Source organism: Mycolicibacterium setense (assembly GCF_000805385.1).
GTDB classification, from domain to species: domain Bacteria; phylum Actinomycetota; class Actinomycetes; order Mycobacteriales; family Mycobacteriaceae; genus Mycobacterium; species Mycobacterium setense.
The window spans coordinates 627,646-645,964 of the sequence record NZ_JTJW01000008.1; the positions used below are offsets into that span (position 1 = coordinate 627,646).

Sequence of the window (18,319 nt, forward strand, 5' to 3'; positions counted from 1 at the left end):
CGGCAGAAATTCAGCCGCCCATGTGCCCGACGGTCACCCAGCGGATCGCCCTCGCTATCACCGAGGAGCTTTTCTTCGGCGGCCCGTCCACCTGGGATCCGTCATCGCTGACGGCGGCACGCTCTTCGGCGCGGTAACCGGCCTGCTCAACAGCCGCGCAGAGGTCGGCGACACTGATGTCGTGACGGGCGTCGACGGTGGCGATCTTGGTGGAGATGTCGACCGTGGCCTGCACTCCGTCGAGCTTGTTCAGTGTGGTCTCGACCCGGCGCGAACATGCGCCGCACGACATGCCGGTCACGTCGAGTCGGATCCGTCTGGCACGTGATGCCTCGTCACTTCGTGCGGCTACGTCTATCACTGCCATTCCTCACTGTGTCGCGGTGTCTGGTTGATTGGTCGTTGGACGACTGCGGTGAGTTCCCGCCCGTCTTGGGCGAGCAGTGTCTGCACCGGCGGCGGTTCCGCCGTGATTTCGCCGACGGACCGGATGTCCAACGGGATGGCCGGGTAGTCGCTCAGGTAGTCCGCGTAGGAACGTCCGCCGAGGGTGAGACCCAGGCCGATCCAGGCGTCGATCACGGACCAGCGCCGCGGATTGGACTTCGCCCACTCGCTGTCATCGAGCCGCCGCTTCCACTCGTGACTGTCGAGCAGATCTCGGGCCACCGTGCCGAGCAATTCCTGGTATGTCACCGCCTCGCCGCGCACCACATCGATCCCGCGGCCCAGCAGCCGGCCGGGTCCACCGAACTCCGGCATTCTGCGCAGAATGCCGGCCGCCGCCGCTCGGCCGGTCGTCACTTCTTCGGTCAATTCGATTGCCGGATAGGCCTGTAGCGCACGGCAGGCATCGACGACCGACACCAGGATGTCGGCCGATCCGCGCGTCTGGTCCGGTGTACCCAGGACCCGCGGCAAGCGCACGATCGTGAAGTCGAGCTCCCGGTCTGCCCGGCTGACCGCCAGTTCGGCGAGCGCCTTGGAGGCCGCATACGGGTACGGCGCCTGCCGAGGGTCGACCACCTGCGGCGTGGCGACGTTCCCGTTGACGACGTATGTCGACAGGTGCACGAGCCTGGTACCCGAAGCGGCGCATGTCTGCGCCATGGCTGCCACCAATTCCACATTGGCTGAACGGAGTTCCCGGTACGGGACCACCACGTTCGTGTTCCCGATGCAGTTGACGAGGGTCCGAGCCCCGGTGCGGTGGATCAGCGCCGCCAGTTCCGCGGGCCCGAAATCGGGGCCGAGGTGCTCGATGCGCACACCGGGTGCCGCCTGGAGCTTCGCCCATGTCGGATCATCGGGGGGGACCGACCTGGCGGCCAGCACCACGTCGGGGCCCGGTCCCCCTGACTGGCTCAAGTCCAGAATCGCCTCGGCGAACCCGGTACCCAGAATTCCTGACGCCCCGACCACCAGGATCGGCCCTGCGTCTGGGCGAGCCGTGGATCGCCGGGGTTTCGGCGCCGCGTCAACGTGCCGCGTCGCCACCGCATCGAAGTCACGCTCGATGTGGACGGCTGTCGCGCGGTCCATCCAACCGGCGCCCATCGACACGTCGGCCACCAGGTTCACCGCGGTATCCGCGCTTATCAGGTCGAGCATCGAAACCTGCCGGCCGAGATATCCACGGGTATCGGGCAGAATCCGCACGAGGTCCAGCGACCCGATGCCTTCGCCCAGCAGCGACGTCGCGGGCAAGATCAGCCTGCCGAGATGGGCACTCCAGATTTCGGCGAGACCAGCGGCCCGCGCGTCGGATTCGGTGTCGGCGTGCTCCCGTTGTCCGGAAACGCTCGATGTCGGCAGCCTTGCGGTGTCGGTCTTTCCATTGGGTTTTCTGGGTATGCGCGCGACACCCGAAACGATGAACGACGGGACCCGCGAGTCCACCAGAATGGTGCTGATTCGCACGGTCGCAGCGTGGTCTTGCTCACCGTCACGGGTCTGCTGAGTCTCGAACCAGACCCCCAGGCGACCGTTGTGAAGTTCCACGGCGACGTCGCTCACCGCTGGGTCGGCCACGATGCGCCTGGTGATCTCGGCGGTGTCGACCCGCTTTCCCGAAATCTTGACGAGCGCGTCTTTCCGTCCGGCGAACATCGGGTGGCCCTGGGCGTCGAGCGTTATCCGGTCGGCGGTCGCGTAGGCGCGCTGCCGTCGGCCGTCGGGCATGGTGACCCACCCGAAACCGGCGTCGTCCACGCCGAGGTAGCCGTCAGCCACCATCTCCCCCACCACCACGACTTCGCCGAAGGCGATCACGACCGTGCTGGGAACCACCGGTGATCCCAATCGCCGACGCGCTCCGTGCTCGAGCACCTGACCGCCGGCAATGATCGGCAAGTAGGTCACCACGACCGTGGTCTCTGTCGGGCCATAGCTCGATATCAGCGAGATGTCCTCGGTGCCGGCGACATTGATCCATTTGTCTATGGCCGCCGGGCGGACGGGCTCACCGCCGATCACAATCTGTCTCAGCTGAGATCGGGCCACGCGGGCAATCGCATCGACGTCGTCACACCACAGATGCCACAACGCGGTGGGCATATCCACGATGGTGGCCGCGCAGTCCATCACCTCTGCGGTGAACGCCTGCAGGTCACCGGCCTTCACCGCGGCGGAACGGATGAGTGTCGCCCCGCCGAGAGCGGCACCGAAGACTTCTTCGACACTGATGTCCGAGGTCAGCGGCGCGCATTGAAGGACGGTGTCGTCCGGTCCCCAGCCGTACGCCCGGCTCACCCCGACACAGAAGGTCGCGAGCGAACCATGGCTGACGTGGACGAGTTTGGGTTCCCCGGTCGACCCGGAGGTCGGCATCACATACGCGGTCCTGGCGGCAAGTCCTGAGTCTCTTGCGGTCTGCTCGACGCGGTCCTCCACCAGCCACCGTTGCTCCGCATCCGATCTCGGCGGGATATTCGCCGATGCGACATCGACGATGTGCGCCGAGATGCCATTGCCGTACTGGTTGATGCTCAGGGCCCGCGATGACACCTCGTCATCGCGGTCACAGACGCTGTAGCCGCAGCCCGCGAGGTGACACGCGATCAGGAGGTCAATTGTCTTGTCGGTGTTGTCGTCGGTGAACACCACCACATCCCCTGGCGTCACCTTGGTTTCGAGCAGCCAGGCGATCCAGGAATCGACACGGGGCCGATGTCGACGGCATTCGGCGACAGAGGCGGGTCGATTGAGAAACCACGCGGGCGCCACCCGCAGCGCCGGTTCGCCTTCTCGCGAACCCGTACTCAGCATCCCGTCACCGGCGAGCACGCGCCAATCGTCGACGGTCATCGCGATCGGGGAATCCCACAGTGTCGGCATCGTCTGCACGGCACCCGCGACTCGGCGTGCCACGTCCGACGCATGCAGCTGAGGCCGATCGGATCTGTCCCAGACGTTGAGGGCGAGCACGCGTCGCTGCTCGTCGAGCACGGCCGCCACGGTCATCCCCTCGACCGGACCGATGTCCGACGTCACGGGTGCGTCGGCCAGAAACGGCGCCAGTTCGGGCGCGCAGGGCTCCCGCAGAAAATTGAGCGCCAGCGTCTCGACGGAGGTTGTCCGGTTGATCGCGAGATACATTCGGCGGTAGCGCTCTTCACGCAACCATCGGCGACGGCCGGCCTTGACGTAGCCCCGATCCACCGCGCCGACCACCTCGGCCACCGAGGCATGCGGTGCGAACCGGACCGGCTGCGCCATCGAGTTGACCAGACACGTCGCGACATCGAGTTCGCGGTCACCGAAACGGTTGTCGACCGCGTGCACCAGAAGGCACTCGGTGGTGCGACGAATACTGGCGTCCACGGCCGCCGCCGCCGTCGCGACCAGCACGTTGAGCGGCACGTTCTCACGCCCGGCAAGGTCGAGGATCGCGTCGTAGTCGGATCCGCGAAGCACCGCGGACCCAACGAGCACTCCCTTCGCCGCGGTTGCGGGGACGTCAGCGGCGATTCCCTCGCCGCCCGTGATGGTGGACGCGGCGAGCTCCTGTCGCACAACACTGGTGAGACGCTCCAGCGATTCGTCGATCCGGATCGCCTCTCGGCGGTGCGCGGTGGCGACACCGGTCAGACCATCGTGGATACAGGCGGATTCGACCAAGCCCTCGTCCGCGAGGAAGCGCCCCAGATGAGCCTCGATGATGCCGATCGCACCACCGTCGAGCAGGATGTGGTGCGCTTGAGCATCGAGACCGCACACGCTTCCGTTGCCGTCGAGGCGCACGGTGTAGCGCGCCAACGGCTTTTCGCGAATGCCCGATCGCCACTCGTCGGCCAGCGCCGCACTGCCGTCGCTGCCGCACACCCGCACGAGGTCCTCGATGTTCAACCGAGGTACGAGGGCCGGATAGCCATCGCCGTCTGGAGCCACCAGAACGCACAACTGAACGGGGCTGGCACGGATGGTCTTACGCAGCGCGGTCAGGAACACTGCCTGCGGTATCGAGTGGAACCGGTAGCGCCTGGCGATCAGATACAGCTGAGGATCCGCGTCCTGCAGCACTCCGTTGTAGATGTTCTGCTGTGACCGGCTCAGCGGGACCCGTTGCACATGAGGAACTTCAGACCGGCTCATTCAGCTTCTCCAACTCCTGGAGCCAACCTGCCACCGAAAGGTTCTCGGCCAGCCGCCGCGGGACGTCGGATTGCCGATCGATGCCGAGATGCTTCATCAGCAGCACGAACCGGACCGAGTCCAGCCCCAGATCCCTCAGGTCGGTCGCATCCCCGTCGACGAAATCTGACTCATCGACATAGAGCACCTCCGAGAGCGCATCGAGCAGCCTGCCCCTCAGACACTCAGCCACCGGCCGTCACCGCACCGACCGCCACGCCCAGCGACGTCCGAATGATCTTGCCGGACTGGGTACGTGGAACCTCCTGAACGAACGTGATGGTCGACGGCCTGGCCATCGGCTCCGACTCCTCGCGGAAGCGCGCCGCTATGGCGTGTTTGAGCTTCTTGGCCGCTGATGCATCCAGCGTCGTGGACGCGACCACAGCCAGGCCCACCAGTGCACCGAACTCCTCGTCGGGGATCTCGTAGCAGGCCGCCTCGCTGACGCCGGCAACCGCCTCGGCGATCCGATCGACCTCGTCCGGAGCGATGTTCACGCCACCGGAGATGATCATCTCCGACGACCTGCCCCTGATGTAGAAGAAGCCGTCGGCACGGCGATCGAGGAGATCTCCGGTGTTCACCCATCCGTCAACGAGAATCTCAGCAGTCCGGTCGGGGTTGCCCCAATATTCCAGCATGTTCGCCGGCGACTTGACCCAGAGTGTGCCCGAGGACGCCGACGCGGAGCCGGACCGTGTGGGCGGCCCACTGCCGTCACCATCCAGGTGGACTTCCACGCCGGGATAGGGCCGCCCGACCGCGCCGGCTTCGATGCGCTCGATCGACTCCTCATCTGTTGGGAGACACAGTGCGGTGCAACCAGTTTCGCTGAGACCGTAGACTTGGGCGGTACGGGCACCCGCAGCTTCGACGAAGGCGACATCGGAGGCAACCGCGCGGGATCCGCCATAGCCCACCATGCGAAGCGACGGGGGTACCGGCGCACCGGTTGCCAGCAGTTCGGACACCAACCGGGCCAGCAGCGTGGGAACCAGACACGTTGTCGCAACCTCGTTCGCGGTGAGGATCTCGGCGATGGACGCCGTATCCTCGCCACCGGTGATGCACTGCCCACCCTGCATCAGGCAGTTGAGGATCCACCACAGTCCACCGATGTGTGTGGCGGGAAGCGGTGAGTACGTGGTTTCGCCGACGATCCAGTCGACCCACGTCAAACGCTCGCGCTGCAGGATGTCGGCAACGGAGTAGAACGTCCGGTTGGGCAGCAGCACCGCTTTCGGCGTGCCGGTGGTGCCACTGGTGAAGATCATCGCCAGCGGCTGCTCTGCTCCCCCGTCCGGCAGTCCAGCCGCTGGTTCGGCGACAGGCTCGTCGCCGTGGTCGGCCGCGCTGTGGGTGATCGTGACGGTGGCGGCAGGGATCGACCGGAGTGAGTCGGAGAGATCGGCGGGCTGCAGCCGGCAGCCCGGTGTCATCAACATCGCATCGGGCGTGGCAATCTCAGCGAACCGGTCGATGGCCGCCGCGGGCAGCGCACCGTCGACCATGACTGCGATGGCCCCGACTCTCGCGCACGCGAGCACCGACAGGTACGTCTCGGGGCCGTTGTCCGAGATGACGAACACACGACTGCCGCGGCAGACAGATCGCCCACCGAGATCGGCTGCCAGCCTGTCAACTTCGGCCATGAGTTCTCGATACCGAAGCACGCTGGTCCCGTCGCAGCGACGGAGGGCGATCGCGTCGGGGCGCTCGCGTGCCCTCGCACTGATACGTTCCAACACCGTGGTTGATGCGTAGGCCATGGCTGTAGCAGCTGCTCCGTAACTTTGTGTCAGGGGATGTTGAGAGCGGCCAGTTCGACTTGGCCGGAGGCGGACCCGCCGTCCTCGTCCCAGAACTCGACCGTGCAGGGAATTTTGAGATAGCGGATCGTGCGATCGACGACCTCGAAGTCCTTGCACAGCAGCCGCGCCGAGAACTTCTGGGATTTGATCGGACGCTTGAAGCGCGACACCGTCGTCTTGATCAACATGCTGGGGAGTTGGTAGTTGAAGTAGTCCTCGATCGACCAGCCCCGGAATTCAGGGATCTGCTCGCCGAGGATCGCGGGCGCGAACGCGCTGTATGCGAGTTGGTTGAAACACAGCACCCATTCGGCCGCGTTGAAGTGGCCGGTGTCGCGGATGTAGGCGGGCTCCTTGATGCTGAAGTTCCCGATCGCGAAGACCGAGGTCTCGGTGGCTTCGTACTCTGCGTCCAGGAGATAGCGGCATCCCTTGTAGGAGTAGGGTTCCAGGACTCTGACGAGCAGGTCTTCCGGGATCGGTGCCATGTGCGCGATGCCGTGCCCACTTGTCTCCGGCGACAACGTCTCAGCGATGCTCATACTCATACCCCATATCCCGGTGTCTGAAGGCCGTCCAGCATGGTCAGCCGATGTGTTGTCAAAGTGCCTGAAGCCGTGCCGTGTTTCGCCCTATGCATCAGAACCCGGTTGTCCCACAACACGACATCGCCGACCTCATAGTGCTGGGTATGGATGAACGGCGATGCGAAGTCCGGGTCGAGTTGCCCGGTGGCGGTCATGAGTTCCTGCAGCACTGTGGGATCCAAGACCCGCCCGTACCCGTCCTCGATTTTCGTGGTGCCCGACGCGCAGATGTAGAGGATCTCCTGGCCGGTCTTCGGATGCCTGATGACCGTCGGCCACTTGATCGGCGGTGTGGTCTCGGAGATCTCGTCCCAGACCTCACCGATCGGCTTGTACACATCGTGCGGGCGAATCTTGATGTGGCGCCGCGGATCATGGGTGGCGAACGTACCGCGGACGGGGTCGCGCGCGGTGTCGGGAAGCGACTCCCATACCTTGTTGAGGTCGATGAAGTAGGTTCCGCGGTCACTACCAGGCACTGCCAGCGGCACCACCATCGAGAAGGCGAACGGCTCGGGCATGAACATGTAGTCGATGTGCCAGAACGCGCCGGTCTTCGGGACGCCGTGCCCCTCCTCCGTCGAGGAGACGAAGATCTCCGAGTGGTCCTTGTGGTGATAGATCGGCTCGTAGTAGGTGACCACGTCGCCGATGATGCGACCCAGCCGAAGGAACTCATCCGGAGCCGGATAAACGTCTTTCAGAACGACCAGCTTGTTCTGATAGACGATCTCGCGGATCTCGTCCCGGGTGACGTCGTCGAGATTCTTCGGGTCGATTCCCGTGACTTGCGCCCCGAGACCCTCCCCTTTCACATTCAGCGTCATCTCTGCTCCTCGTGCGGCTCTGCACTGCGCCGGCGGTGCGGCTATCGGATAAGTCGCGTCAAACCGGTTGAAAGTTCCGGCTATTCGCGGGTGTGATCTGGATTGCCTCGCCACGACGCGGGCAGCATCGGGATCGACTCGCCCGCGCCGCCGCGTGCATGCTGGACCATCCCCGCCGCAGACGTAGCCGTGGCGGCCGAGGCGGCCCCGGAGAAACCGAGGGTGGTCACTCCCTGGCCGCCGGCTGCCTGCGGAGCGGATCGGCTCAGGTCCGGTTCATCGATCGTGGCGTCAGCGGTACCGGTGGCGGCCATGAACTCGTAGCGGTGGCTGCGGGCCCGATCCCGTGTCCGGCCGCTCTGCCTTCGCCGGCTGCGGGCCTGAGCAGCCGCTCGCGCCGCGGCAACCGCGGCGAGGATATCTGGCATGCCCTCAGGGGTTTTCGCGCCGGATCTCGGTCCCGACGGCACTGCGGGCGGATCCAATCCGGGAACGGCATAAGCGGTGAACGCCGATGGTGCAGAGCTCCCCACGCTGTTCGCGCCGGCCGCACTGGAGCCGGAGCCGCCGGCCTGCGTCGCCGGGGTCGACGAACCCGACGGGCTCAATGCCACGCCGATGTTCGCCGCCGGCGCGGTCCGGTGGCCGCCGTTGACCTCGGCGGGCGCCGCTGCCACACCGGTTGGGAGCGGGTTGTTCTGCAGGAGCGCCAGCACGCTCAGTGCGCTCAGCGCACTGAGCGCCGGCGCGAAGAACGGCAGCAGCAGTAGCGAATACGAGGCGTAGTACGGATACCAGAGCATGTCGTAGAGCACCAGGGCGATGATCGCGAGGATCGCCGCCTCGGCCGGATTGAACCCCAGTTGCTGAAAGAGCTGCTGAAACGTCTCCAGCAGCTTTTCGGGATTGCCCGCACCCGAGATGAGGTCGGAGATCAGCTTCCAGATGCCGCTCAGCGGCTGGTTGTCCGACGCTGAGGCTGACGCATTCTGCTGCTGACTGCGTGCTTCAGCTCCCGGCGCGAGGATCGGCGGGGCCGGCACAGGCGACGGGACCGCCGCGGATGCGCTCGCCGCCACTGCTTCGTACGTGGTCATCACCTCGGCGGCCTGCAACCACATGCGCACGTAATCGGCCTCGTTGACGGCGATCGGTATGGTGTTGATGCCGAACAGGTTGGTGGCCAGCAGTATCCCGTGCGTGACGTGGTTGGCAGCGAGTTCGGCCAGCGTGGGCATGGCCGCCAGGGCACTGCTGTATGCCGCTGCGACCGTCTGATGCTGCGCTGCGGTGAGCGCGCTGTCGACTGACGCCTGGTCCAGCCACGCCAGGTAGGGACCATGGGCAGCCACATACTGCGCAGCGCTGGGCCCTTCCCAGCTACCGCCTTGCACCTCGGCCAAGATCTGGGTGAGCTCTGCTGCCGCAGCGCCGTATTGAGCGCTGAGCGCCTCCCACTCGGCAGCTGCCGCAAGAAGCGATCCGGGGCCGGGCCCCATACTCAACAAGGCCGAATGCACCTCTGGAGGCACCGCCGGCCAGAACGGGACAGTCACGGATCACCTCCTTTGGCCAGTGTCGATCGGCACCGCACGGGTCAGCACGCGTCGACGTGTCTCACAGTTGGTCGCGCCCGGTCACCAGAAAGTTCCCGCCTGGTCGCCATTGATCTGTCAACCGGGGCAATGACTCTCGTCACCACGTCGCCGCTGTCCCAGGAATCGGCCGACGAGTACGGTCGTGCCCATGCCCGTCATCGACGCCCGACATCTGACCGCGATCTCGGAGACCGCGCTCCTGACTCTGCAGCAGAGAGCCACTGAGGCCGCCCGGCCCGACGGCATCATCGAGGACCCGCTGGCGATCACCCTGCGTGACAGTCTCGGCTACGACTACCACCATTTCGGCCGCACTCACCAAGCCACCGCCCTGCGGGCGCTGGTGTTCGACATCGCCACGCGCCGGTACCTGCAGACGCACCGCAGAGCGACTGTGGTTGCCCTGGCGGAAGGACTGCAGACCAGCTTCTGGCGGATCGACAACGGTGAAATAACTTGGCTGTCAGTTGATCTCGAACCGATCGTGGCGCTGCGTCAGCAGTTGCTCCCGTCCTCCGACAGGCTTCGACACCTGGCGCAATCCGCGCTCGACCACTCGTGGATGGACCGGGTGGACACCACCAACGGGGTGCTGATCACCGCGGAAGGATTGTTCCAGTACCTGGAGCGCGACGCGGTATTCGATCTCATCGCCGCCTGCGCTGCCAGATTCCCCGGCGGGCAGCTCGTCTTCGACAGCGTGCCGCGATTTCTCAGCTGGTACTCCCAGCGACGCGGCATCAGACTGAGCGATCAGTACACCGCACCGCCGATGCCGTTCTGGTTCACCGCCGATCAGTACGACACATTACGTTCCGTACCTGGTGTTCTCTCGGTTCGAGAGCTCGAGATGCCGACCGGGCGCGGCAAGGTTCTTTCGCGCGTCGCGGGCTTTGTCTACCGGTCCCGTTCGCTCGAGCGGTTCCGGGCACCGACCAACGTCGTCGGATTCGGCTGAGCACCAGAGTAGACAGGCCGCAGCGGGCGTGGATCCCACATCAGAGACCCACGCCCGACGATCCGAATGACCCTATCCGGCACGTACTTTCGCGGTCGCGCTGACCAGATGCTTGAGCGCCTCGGTCACCTCATCGGTGGTACGGGTCTTCAAACCGCAGTCAGGATTGACCCAGAGCCGGTCAGCGGGAACGGCTTTCAGTGCTTCACGCAGCGACGTAGCGATCTCCTCGACGCCGGGCACCCGCGGCGAGTGGATGTCGTACACACCCGGGCCGATGCTGTTGGAGAATCCGGCGGCATTGAGATCGCCGAGCACCTCCATGTGCGAACGGGCCGCCTCGATCGAGGTCACATCGGCATCCAGGTCGGCGATCGCCCCGATCACCTCACCGAACTCCGAGTAGCACAAGTGCGTGTGTATCTGAGTGGAATCATCGACGCCGGAGGTGGAGAGCCGGAACGCATCGACTGCCCAGCGCAGGTAGTCCTCCTTGTCCTTCGCACGCAACGGCAGCAGCTCGCGCAGCGCGGGTTCATCGACCTGGATGATGGCGATGCCGGCCGACTGCAGGTCCACCGTCTCATCACGGATGGCGAGGGCGACCTGAAACGCGGTGTCCGCCAACGGTTGGTCGTCACGGACGAACGACCACGCCAGGATGGTGACGGGTCCGGTGAGCATGCCCTTGACCGGCTTGTCGGTCAGCGACTGGGCGTAGGTGATCCACTCGACGGTCATCGGCTCGGGCCGGACCACGTCCCCGTAAAGGATCGGAGGGCGCACGCACCTGCTGCCGTAGGACTGCACCCAGCCGTTCTGTGTGGCGAAGAATCCGTCGAGTTGTTCGGCGAAGTACTGCACCATGTCATTGCGCTCGGGCTCACCGTGCACCAGCACATCCAGCCCCAATTGTTCTTGCAGTTTGATGACGTCGGCGATCTCGGCCTTCATCCGGCGCTGGTACTCCGCGGCGTCGATCTTGCCGGACCGGAGGTCGGCGCGGGCAATACGAATGGCCGAGGTCTGCGGGTAGGACCCGATGGTGGTGGTGGGCAAGGCGGGCAGCTTCAACCGCTCCTGCTGAGCGGTGCGGCGCTGGTCGGCCGGGCCACGCTTGGCACCGGAGGCTACGATCGCCGAGATCCGTTCCCGGACCTGGCCGTTGTTCAGCCGTGGATCGGATGTGCGGGCGGCGCTCGCGGCGTTGGATGCCCCGATCTCGGCCGAGATCGCGGCATGGCCAGCCCTGAGACCTCGCGCCAAGGCCGCCACCTCGCCGACCTTTTCAGACCCGAAGGCCAGCCAACTACGCAGTGCCGCATCGATATCCGGTTCGGCATCGAGCGTGTACGGCACGTGCAGCGTCGAGCACGACGTGGACACCGCCACCGCTGCTGAGGACTCCAGCAGCGTTTCCAGCGAGCCCAGCGCCCGTTCCAGATCTGTGCGCCAGATGTTGCGGCCGTCGACCACACCAGCCACCAGGAGTTTGTTTCTCAGCTCCGGAACCGACGCCAGAGACGCAGCGGTGCCGGCCACCAGATCGATACCGATGGCCTCGACCGGCGTCTTGGCCAGGCCAGGAAGCGCATCCGTCAGTTCTCCGAAGTAGGTCGCGACGAAGATCGCCGGCCGCTCGGCCAGGCGTCCCAGCCTGGTATAGGCCCGCGCGGCCAGGCCGGCGGCATCGTCGACCATGTCCGTGACCAACACCGGTTCGTCGAACTGAACCCACTCGACACCGCGGTCGGCCAGCACACCCAGCAGCTCGGCATAGATCTCGACGAGTTCGTCCAGCCGGGCGATCGGCGCGCCGGCGCCGTCGACGGCCTTCGACAATGCCAGGAACGTCACGGGCCCGATGATCACCGGCCGGGCCGGAATACCCTGTGCGCGTGCCTCTTCCAGCTCACCCAACAGCTTGGTCGGGTTGAGCGAGAACGAGGTGTCGGGACGAAACTCCGGCACGAGATAGTGGTAGTTGGTGTCGAACCACTTGGTCATCTCCAAGGGGACGATCTCTTCGCCGTCATAGATACCGCCGCGGGCCGCGGCGAAATAACGGTCGAGATCATCGGCGATCCCACTGACGCGCGTCGGCGGCGCTCCGACCAGAACGGCAGTGTCAAGCATCTGGTCGTAGTAGGAGAACGTGTTGACCGGGACCGAATCCAGGCCGGCCGCTACAAGCGACGCCCAGGTGTCGCGTCGCAAGGTGGCCGCCACGGATTCGAGTTCTGCTCGGTCGATACGGCCCGACCAGTACTTTTCGACGGCGCGTTTGAGTTCGCGGTTCGGCCCGATTCGCGGCGAACCGAGGATGGTGGCGGTGAAGGGTGCTGCGGTTGTGCTCATGAGGACGTCCTTCAACATGCGGGGATGGCCACCGCCAAGAGACATCGAACCAAACGCAGCCACCCGCCACGGGTCAACCACATTCGGCCACTGCCTATTCCGCGAGGCGATGAGCCACCGGACGCGGCGCGCCCGGTACGGCTGGCAGGTCTTCGGACTCACAGGCACGCACGGGAATCCGTGCACCTACTGGCCGTCGCTTCCCAGCCGCAGATCCCTGCGTGCCAGTGCTGATGACGGCGGTCGTTCCTGCATACCGCTGCGGGACAGTCCCGGATTCTCACCGGGTTCCCTCTCACGCCGCACCTCAACCAGCATGCGGCGCTCGATGTCGGCACCGCGAACATCCCGGTACCGGCAAACCAGCTGCGTGGCTCAGACTACCTTTTGCGTGGTGGCCGGCAGCGATCAGCGCGGCATCGCACCCTTGATCTTGTCCACCACGTCGGCCGCCTGGGTCACCGATGAACCCGCCGGCTTGCACGCCTGATTGTCCATGACGAGATTGGCGGCCACGGCCAGCGCACGCTGGCAATCCCGGGTCTGGTCCCCGTTGACGCGGGTGAACGGCAGCGTGAGCTCGTCGTCGGTCTTGGTGAGCTGACCGCTCTTCCATCTCGGTAAAGGTTCACCGTTGAGCGTGATGTTCACCTTGTGGTCGGTGCACTTCGACCAGCGTTCCGCCGACTGGCCGAGAAAATCCTTGGCGTCCTGCGGGGTCGGGAAGATCACCACCGACTGCACCACCAGGTTGTTCCAATCATCGTTGTCCGGAGCGCGCAGCAGCACCTGGCGCATGGCGGTCCAGCGGTCCCCGTAGATGGCGGACTCGTTCACCTGCCAGGCGCCGAGGCAATTGAGATTGGGCAGCAGGTTGCGGTGGTCGCTCATCTCGGTGACCGGCGGATGGGCCACCATGTCGTTCGTCCCCATCACGGCGTTGATCTCGTCAGGGCTGAGCAGCAGCCCCTCGAGCGCGGATTTGGGCACATCCTTCGGCGGGCCCTGCGCACGGTCTCCGTCGTCGGAACAACTGGTCGTCAACAGCACGAGCATGAGCAACGAAATCGCGAGGCGGATCACGGTAATCCCTTTACTGAAGGCACGATTGACGCGCACATGGTGGTTGAGTATCACCGGCAGCAATTTCAGCTCGCGTGGCTGTGGTGCTGATCGGCCCGAGCGATCGAGCTCGCCGTCAGGCGTGGGTTCCTGCTGCCGCGCATGCCATCTGCGCATTGGTGGCATCGGTGTTGAGCTGGGTGGCGGTGTCATTGAGCGATTGACCGCCGGTGCGCAGCCCCATCTTCAGAAGCAACTTGGTGGCGCCGAAAGACCATGACCGCATGGGATTTGCGATATCGGGTGAAAGCCCAGGTGTCCCTGCGGCATTCATCGCCGAGGCTGCCGCCTCGCGCAGCGCTGTCCGGCCACTCGTGTTCGTCGTGCTGATGGTCGGATCCCCGTAATCGGGCCGCTCCACCCCTTCGATGGAATCTGCGAAATCGCCGTAGTAGGTCGATGCCGAATCGAGCGCCGTGGCGAACGTCGAGCAGGCCGTGACCGCCGGCACCCCAGGATCATCCGTGCTGGCGACCGGCACGGGCACAGGACCCGCAGCCGGCGCGCCCGGCAGGACCGGGGGCAACTCCGGCACGGCCGGGGCCGCCGGACCGGGAGATCCGGCCTCATCGCCCGGTTCGGCGACCGCGGTCGGCATGGCGGCGAACCCGATGCTGAAGGCGATGAGTAGCGAAACGAGCCCTCGCCCATATACGTGAGACGACCTCAACGATTCCTCCGTCAGTCCGTAGCAGTGAGGCGCCAGGCGCCGCAGTTGACGTGCGCGCCTGATCGACACGTCCGCCATCCCCCCCGGATCACCACACGGTCGATGGTTCACATGTCCAAAAGGTGAACAGCCGGCCAACCCACCCCCTCCACAGGTCGTCCATTGCGCGCCGGCCGCCGCATCCGATACCTCATATATGTAATGCACTGCGCCGCACGCTATTTCCCAGCGAGCTCACAGGTTCGAAGACTTCAGCTGGACGGGAATGCGGCGGCAACTGTTGGGCGGTTGTTCACCGAATCGAAACGCGACCGGTTCATGATTCGTCGCGACAGATTCCTTGGATCCGTTGGCTTCTGGTGACCATGACGCGTCGCCGGCCATGCGGATCCAGAACCATGAGAGGCGCAAGTTCACGCATGTTGAGTCGTTTTGCCACCCTGGCTGCAGTCTGCATGTTGGCCCCTGTAGCGATTGCGCCCCTTGCATCGGCGGATCCACCGCCACCGCCGGACCCCGCAGTGCCCGCAGCGGCCGCCGCACCCGCCCCGCCGCCCCCGGACACCGGCGCAGTGCCGTCCTCACCCCCCGGAGTCCTGGACACTCCGGACGGCTGGCACGTCACCGTGGTCGGCTCCAATGAGACCCTACTGCCGGTCGCCCCATTGACCACCGCGATTTCGTCACGTGAGTACCTCGTCGGTGGCACATTCACCGGCAAGGTCTCGGGCGGCGGCAAGACCAAGCTCACCGGCGGCACGCTGGAGGCCGGCGCTCAGATCGGTTGCGGCATCATCAGCGACGAGGCCGAGATCAACCCCGGTCTCAGCTTCAGCCCGAGCCTCCGGATCCCGTTCACCGGGGCCGGGAGTGATGTCGGCGCCGGTACCGGTATCAGCTTGCAGGGCAAGGTGTATCTGAAGCCGGGCACGGTCACCATCGTCCCGATCGACAAGAAGTCGTTCAAGGGCTCGAGTGCCCGCGTGACCATCACGGGCGTGCGCATCAAGTTCGATCAGTGCGCCGGTCAGTCGTTCATTCGCACCTACTCGACTCTGACCAGCTCCACCGACAACACCGACGACGTCATCACCTACCTCGGCGTCACCAAGGCCGTCTGACCTCGGCCCGGACACGACACCGACCATGAACCGCCCCGATCACCACGCTGATCCCTCGGATTCGAACCCCACGAGAGGCACAAGTTCCCGCATGTTGAATCGTTTCGCCACCCTGGCTGCTGTTTGCCTGCTGGCCCCGGTAGCTTTGGCGCCCCTCGCGTCGGCCGACCCTCCGCCACCGCCGCCCGCCGACCCGGCCGCGCAACCCGCCGATGCCGGGCCCCCGCCGGACAACGGACTCGTCGCCTCGGCGGAGCCGGGCGTCGTCACCACCCCGGACGGCTGGAAACTCACGGTTTCGGCGTCCAATGAGAGTCAGCTGCCCGTGGCGCCGCTGACCACCGCCGCGTCGTCTCGCGAATACCTCGTCGCGGCCACGTTCACCGGCACCGTCACCGGTGGCGGCTCCACCTCGCTGAACGGTGGCACGATGGACACCGGCTACCAGATCGGCTGCGGTATCGAACTCGGCCAGGTCCGCCTCATCGGATCGATCGGTCTGAGCACATCGGGCTCGACGCTCGCCGGCATCATTCCGACCGGTGTGAGCATGCCGATGTCGGGCACCATCGAGATCCACGCCAAGCCCGGCACCGTCACCAATGTCTCGGTGAACAAGAAGTCGTTCAAGGCCGCCCCCGTGCGCGTCACATTGAAGGATGTCCACATCAAGATCGACGGCTGCGTCGGCCAATCCTTCCTGAGGTCGTACGCCACGCTGACCAGCTCCACCACGGACACCGACGACGTGGTGGCCTACTACGGCGTCACCAAGGCAGTCTGACGGGCTGGACGTGAGAGCGAAACACGAAGGCATGAGCGAGAACCCGGACGGCACATTCGCGATCAAGAACGCGATGGCCACTCTCGCCGCAGCCGGGCTGTTCGTGGTCGGCGCGGCGGTTGCCTGCTCGGCAACCGCCGCCGCCGATCCGGCACCTCCGGAGGTTCCGGGTGCGCCCGCGGTCGCCGCTCCGGCACCGGCACCGGAACCACCTCCGCCACCCGGACCGGAAGTGCCTCTGATGGGAGGAGCACCTCTGGGGCCGGGCGGGCTGTCGGTTCTGGGACAGACCGGAACCGACACGGCACCTGGCAGACTGGGCGTCCCGAACGGGGTCGATATGAGCCCGGGCGCTTTACTGGGCCAGTACACGGCTCCGTCGGCCCCAGGTGGGCCGCCACCGACCGAGGCACCCAACCTCAGAGCGTTCAACAACGGAAACTTCTTCCCGCAGAACGAGAAACCGGCGGCGCCTGGTCAAGGCACCATGGTCGGCGTCGCTCCGGGTCAGGAGAACGCGGATATCTCCGGCCTCGACTGGATGCGACAGATGCACACGCTGTACCGCAATGGGAACCTGCGTGGCGCGGCGCTGGGCCAGCTACCTAAAGAGCAACTCGGGGAACCACTTCCGGGCACCGCACCCCCGCCCGGGACGAATATTCCGCAGGGCCTCGCTGAGAACCTTCCGGACCCGGCAGCGCCGCCGCCGGCCCCGGGAGCTCCGCCGGCACCGGAAGTTCCGGCGCCTACCCCTCCCGCACCGCCGGCTCCATGACACATTCGGGCAGCGTCCGGTAACCCTGGACGCTGCCCGATTTTGTTCTCCACCCGGGCGGCCGTGCCCCATTCGGACGAATTCTGGCAACTTTCCGTTAACTTCCTGTGCATCTGGAATACACTGACGGCTGACGGCCGGGGCTACCGGTGAGAGCGACAGCATGAGATCCGACCGCCAGGAGGTCGGGGATGCTGGCGTGGAGACACATATCGAGATCGATCGGGATGGCCGTGATCGTGCCGGCCATCGCGATCGGGGGCACGCCGTTGGCCACGGCCGAGCCGACCCCCGGCAGTCAACGGGCCGACGAGACCATCTCAGCCCTGAGCGCCGAGGGTTACACCGTGGCGATCAACTGGATTGGCGGCACCAGCACCCTGCCGCTGGACAGATGCCGGGTCAACGCGATCCACAACCCCAACCGTGGGGTCCCGCCGCTGCCGAAGTCGTCGGTGACGGTGTATGTGGATGTCCAGTGCCCGGACGAGTCCGCGAATTCCTGACTGTGTGATCGGGTCAGCTCCGCTTCAGAACGCACCTGCGTTGGGGGCCGACGTCGTCGCGTAGGGATTCGACATGGTCGTGGTCGGTGGCGCGGTGGTCGTGTCCGCCTGCTCTGGCGGTGCCGACGGCGGTGGCGCCGTGGACATTCCGATGTCTTCGGTGGTGCTGACCGGCGTCCTCGGCGCCGTGCTGGAGGTGATGGGCGTCGTCGACCGCGACGGTGGCTTTGTCGAGGTCACCGGGGTGAGCCGCTCACGTTGAGCAGGTAGCACCGAGTGGTGCGACGTCGCGAGGATCGCGAACACCAAGGCACCGATGGCCACAACCGCACCGATGCCCGCCGCGAGCATCGCCGCCGGGGTCTCGTGCCATGGAGTAGCAGGCGGGCTGTCCTCCGAGCCGAGCCGCCGGTCCGAATCAACTACCGGCATGCGGCTCCGAGCCTCCGGCGAGGCCATCGGCGATATCGGCAATGTCGGCCGTCACCGGACCATTGTCCGCTCGGGCGGTCCGGACCGCCGGGCGGTGGGGCCGACGATTCGATGAACATTTGTGGTGGCCGC

At 65.7% G+C, this 18,319-nt stretch carries 17 protein-coding genes and 1 riboswitch; of the genes, 7 read left to right on the forward strand and 10 right to left on the reverse strand.

The window, feature by feature from the left end; all coding sequences use genetic code 11:
- Nucleotides 1–10: 10 nt before the first annotated feature.
- The 7 genes from QQ25_RS21275 to QQ25_RS21305 all read right to left on the reverse strand — a co-directional run bounded on the left by QQ25_RS21275 (nucleotide 11) and on the right by QQ25_RS21305 (nucleotide 9,416).
- Nucleotides 11–301 (reverse strand): heavy-metal-associated domain-containing protein, encoded by a 291-nt coding sequence (locus QQ25_RS21275; RefSeq protein ID WP_264020154.1) that lies wholly within the window; start codon nucleotides 299–301, stop codon nucleotides 11–13.
- Between the two features lie 56 nt (nucleotides 302–357).
- Nucleotides 358–4,593: an AMP-binding protein gene (locus tag QQ25_RS21280; RefSeq protein WP_082017623.1), complete on the reverse strand. Its 4,236-nt coding sequence runs from the start codon at nucleotides 4,591–4,593 to the stop codon at nucleotides 358–360.
- Nucleotides 4,580–4,813, reverse strand: a complete 234-nt coding sequence (locus QQ25_RS21285) for an acyl carrier protein (protein WP_082017644.1) — start codon at nucleotides 4,811–4,813, stop codon at nucleotides 4,580–4,582. The genes QQ25_RS21280 and QQ25_RS21285 overlap by 14 nt, the downstream gene beginning before the upstream one ends.
- Before the next feature lie 4 nt (nucleotides 4,814–4,817).
- Nucleotides 4,818–6,404 (reverse strand): fatty acid--CoA ligase FadD10, encoded by a 1,587-nt coding sequence (gene fadD10, locus QQ25_RS21290; protein WP_039380848.1) that lies wholly within the window; start codon nucleotides 6,402–6,404, stop codon nucleotides 4,818–4,820.
- Nucleotides 6,405–6,433: 29 nt separating this feature from the next.
- Nucleotides 6,434–6,988, reverse strand: coding sequence for an FcoT family thioesterase (locus QQ25_RS21295; RefSeq protein WP_039380850.1), 555 nt, complete (start codon nucleotides 6,986–6,988; stop codon nucleotides 6,434–6,436).
- A 2-nt stretch (nucleotides 6,989–6,990) separates the two neighbouring features.
- Nucleotides 6,991–7,860 carry a (3R)-3-[(carboxymethyl)amino]fatty acid oxygenase/decarboxylase gene (gene scoE / locus QQ25_RS21300; RefSeq protein ID WP_039380852.1) on the reverse strand — a complete coding sequence of 290 codons (870 nt, stop codon included), beginning with the start codon at nucleotides 7,858–7,860 and terminating at the stop codon, nucleotides 6,991–6,993.
- Nucleotides 7,861–7,940: 80 nt separating this feature from the next.
- On the reverse strand, nucleotides 7,941–9,416 hold the full coding sequence (locus QQ25_RS21305; RefSeq protein ID WP_039380855.1) for a PPE family protein: 1,476 nt from the start codon (nucleotides 9,414–9,416) through the stop codon (nucleotides 7,941–7,943).
- A gap of 190 nt (nucleotides 9,417–9,606) precedes the next feature.
- Between QQ25_RS21305 and QQ25_RS21310 the strand changes: the two genes are divergently transcribed.
- Nucleotides 9,607–10,416, forward strand: coding sequence for a class I SAM-dependent methyltransferase (locus QQ25_RS21310; protein ID WP_039380856.1), 810 nt, complete (start codon nucleotides 9,607–9,609; stop codon nucleotides 10,414–10,416).
- A gap of 72 nt (nucleotides 10,417–10,488) precedes the next feature.
- On the opposite strand, the gene metE is transcribed toward QQ25_RS21310, so the two are convergent.
- The 3 genes from metE to QQ25_RS21325 form a co-directional block, all read right to left on the reverse strand.
- Nucleotides 10,489–12,774, reverse strand: a complete 2,286-nt coding sequence (gene metE / locus QQ25_RS21315; protein WP_162627791.1) for a 5-methyltetrahydropteroyltriglutamate--homocysteine S-methyltransferase — start codon at nucleotides 12,772–12,774, stop codon at nucleotides 10,489–10,491.
- Between the two features lie 144 nt (nucleotides 12,775–12,918).
- A riboswitch (cobalamin riboswitch) is annotated at nucleotides 12,919–13,099 on the reverse strand.
- Between the two features lie 83 nt (nucleotides 13,100–13,182).
- On the reverse strand, nucleotides 13,183–13,857 hold the full coding sequence (locus QQ25_RS21320) for a sensor domain-containing protein (protein WP_039381165.1): 675 nt from the start codon (nucleotides 13,855–13,857) through the stop codon (nucleotides 13,183–13,185).
- A 115-nt stretch (nucleotides 13,858–13,972) separates the two neighbouring features.
- Nucleotides 13,973–14,494, reverse strand: coding sequence for an Rv2240c family protein (locus tag QQ25_RS21325; protein WP_052235991.1), 522 nt, complete (start codon nucleotides 14,492–14,494; stop codon nucleotides 13,973–13,975).
- A gap of 491 nt (nucleotides 14,495–14,985) precedes the next feature.
- Here QQ25_RS21325 and QQ25_RS21335 point away from each other — a divergent pair, with 491 nt between their 5' ends.
- The 6 genes from QQ25_RS21335 (at nucleotide 14,986) to QQ25_RS30855 (ending at nucleotide 18,302) form a co-directional block, all read left to right on the forward strand.
- Complete coding sequence (locus QQ25_RS21335; protein ID WP_039322472.1) at nucleotides 14,986–15,687, forward strand: MspA family porin; 702 nt, start codon at nucleotides 14,986–14,988, stop codon at nucleotides 15,685–15,687.
- Between the two features lie 91 nt (nucleotides 15,688–15,778).
- Nucleotides 15,779–16,471 carry an MspA family porin gene (locus QQ25_RS21340; RefSeq protein WP_039322475.1) on the forward strand — a complete coding sequence of 231 codons (693 nt, stop codon included), beginning with the start codon at nucleotides 15,779–15,781 and terminating at the stop codon, nucleotides 16,469–16,471.
- Nucleotides 16,472–16,502: 31 nt separating this feature from the next.
- Complete coding sequence (locus tag QQ25_RS21345) at nucleotides 16,503–17,249, forward strand: hypothetical protein (protein WP_052235948.1); 747 nt, start codon at nucleotides 16,503–16,505, stop codon at nucleotides 17,247–17,249.
- 227 nt (nucleotides 17,250–17,476) lie between these two features.
- Complete coding sequence (locus tag QQ25_RS21350; RefSeq protein WP_052235949.1) at nucleotides 17,477–17,755, forward strand: hypothetical protein; 279 nt, start codon at nucleotides 17,477–17,479, stop codon at nucleotides 17,753–17,755.
- A 73-nt stretch (nucleotides 17,756–17,828) separates the two neighbouring features.
- Nucleotides 17,829–18,017, forward strand: a complete 189-nt coding sequence (locus QQ25_RS21355; RefSeq protein WP_039322477.1) for a hypothetical protein — start codon at nucleotides 17,829–17,831, stop codon at nucleotides 18,015–18,017.
- A 54-nt stretch (nucleotides 18,018–18,071) separates the two neighbouring features.
- Entirely contained in the window at nucleotides 18,072–18,302 is a 231-nt protein-coding gene (locus QQ25_RS30855) for a hypothetical protein (RefSeq protein WP_131546198.1), read from the forward strand.
- Nucleotides 18,303–18,319: the final 17 nt, after the last annotated feature.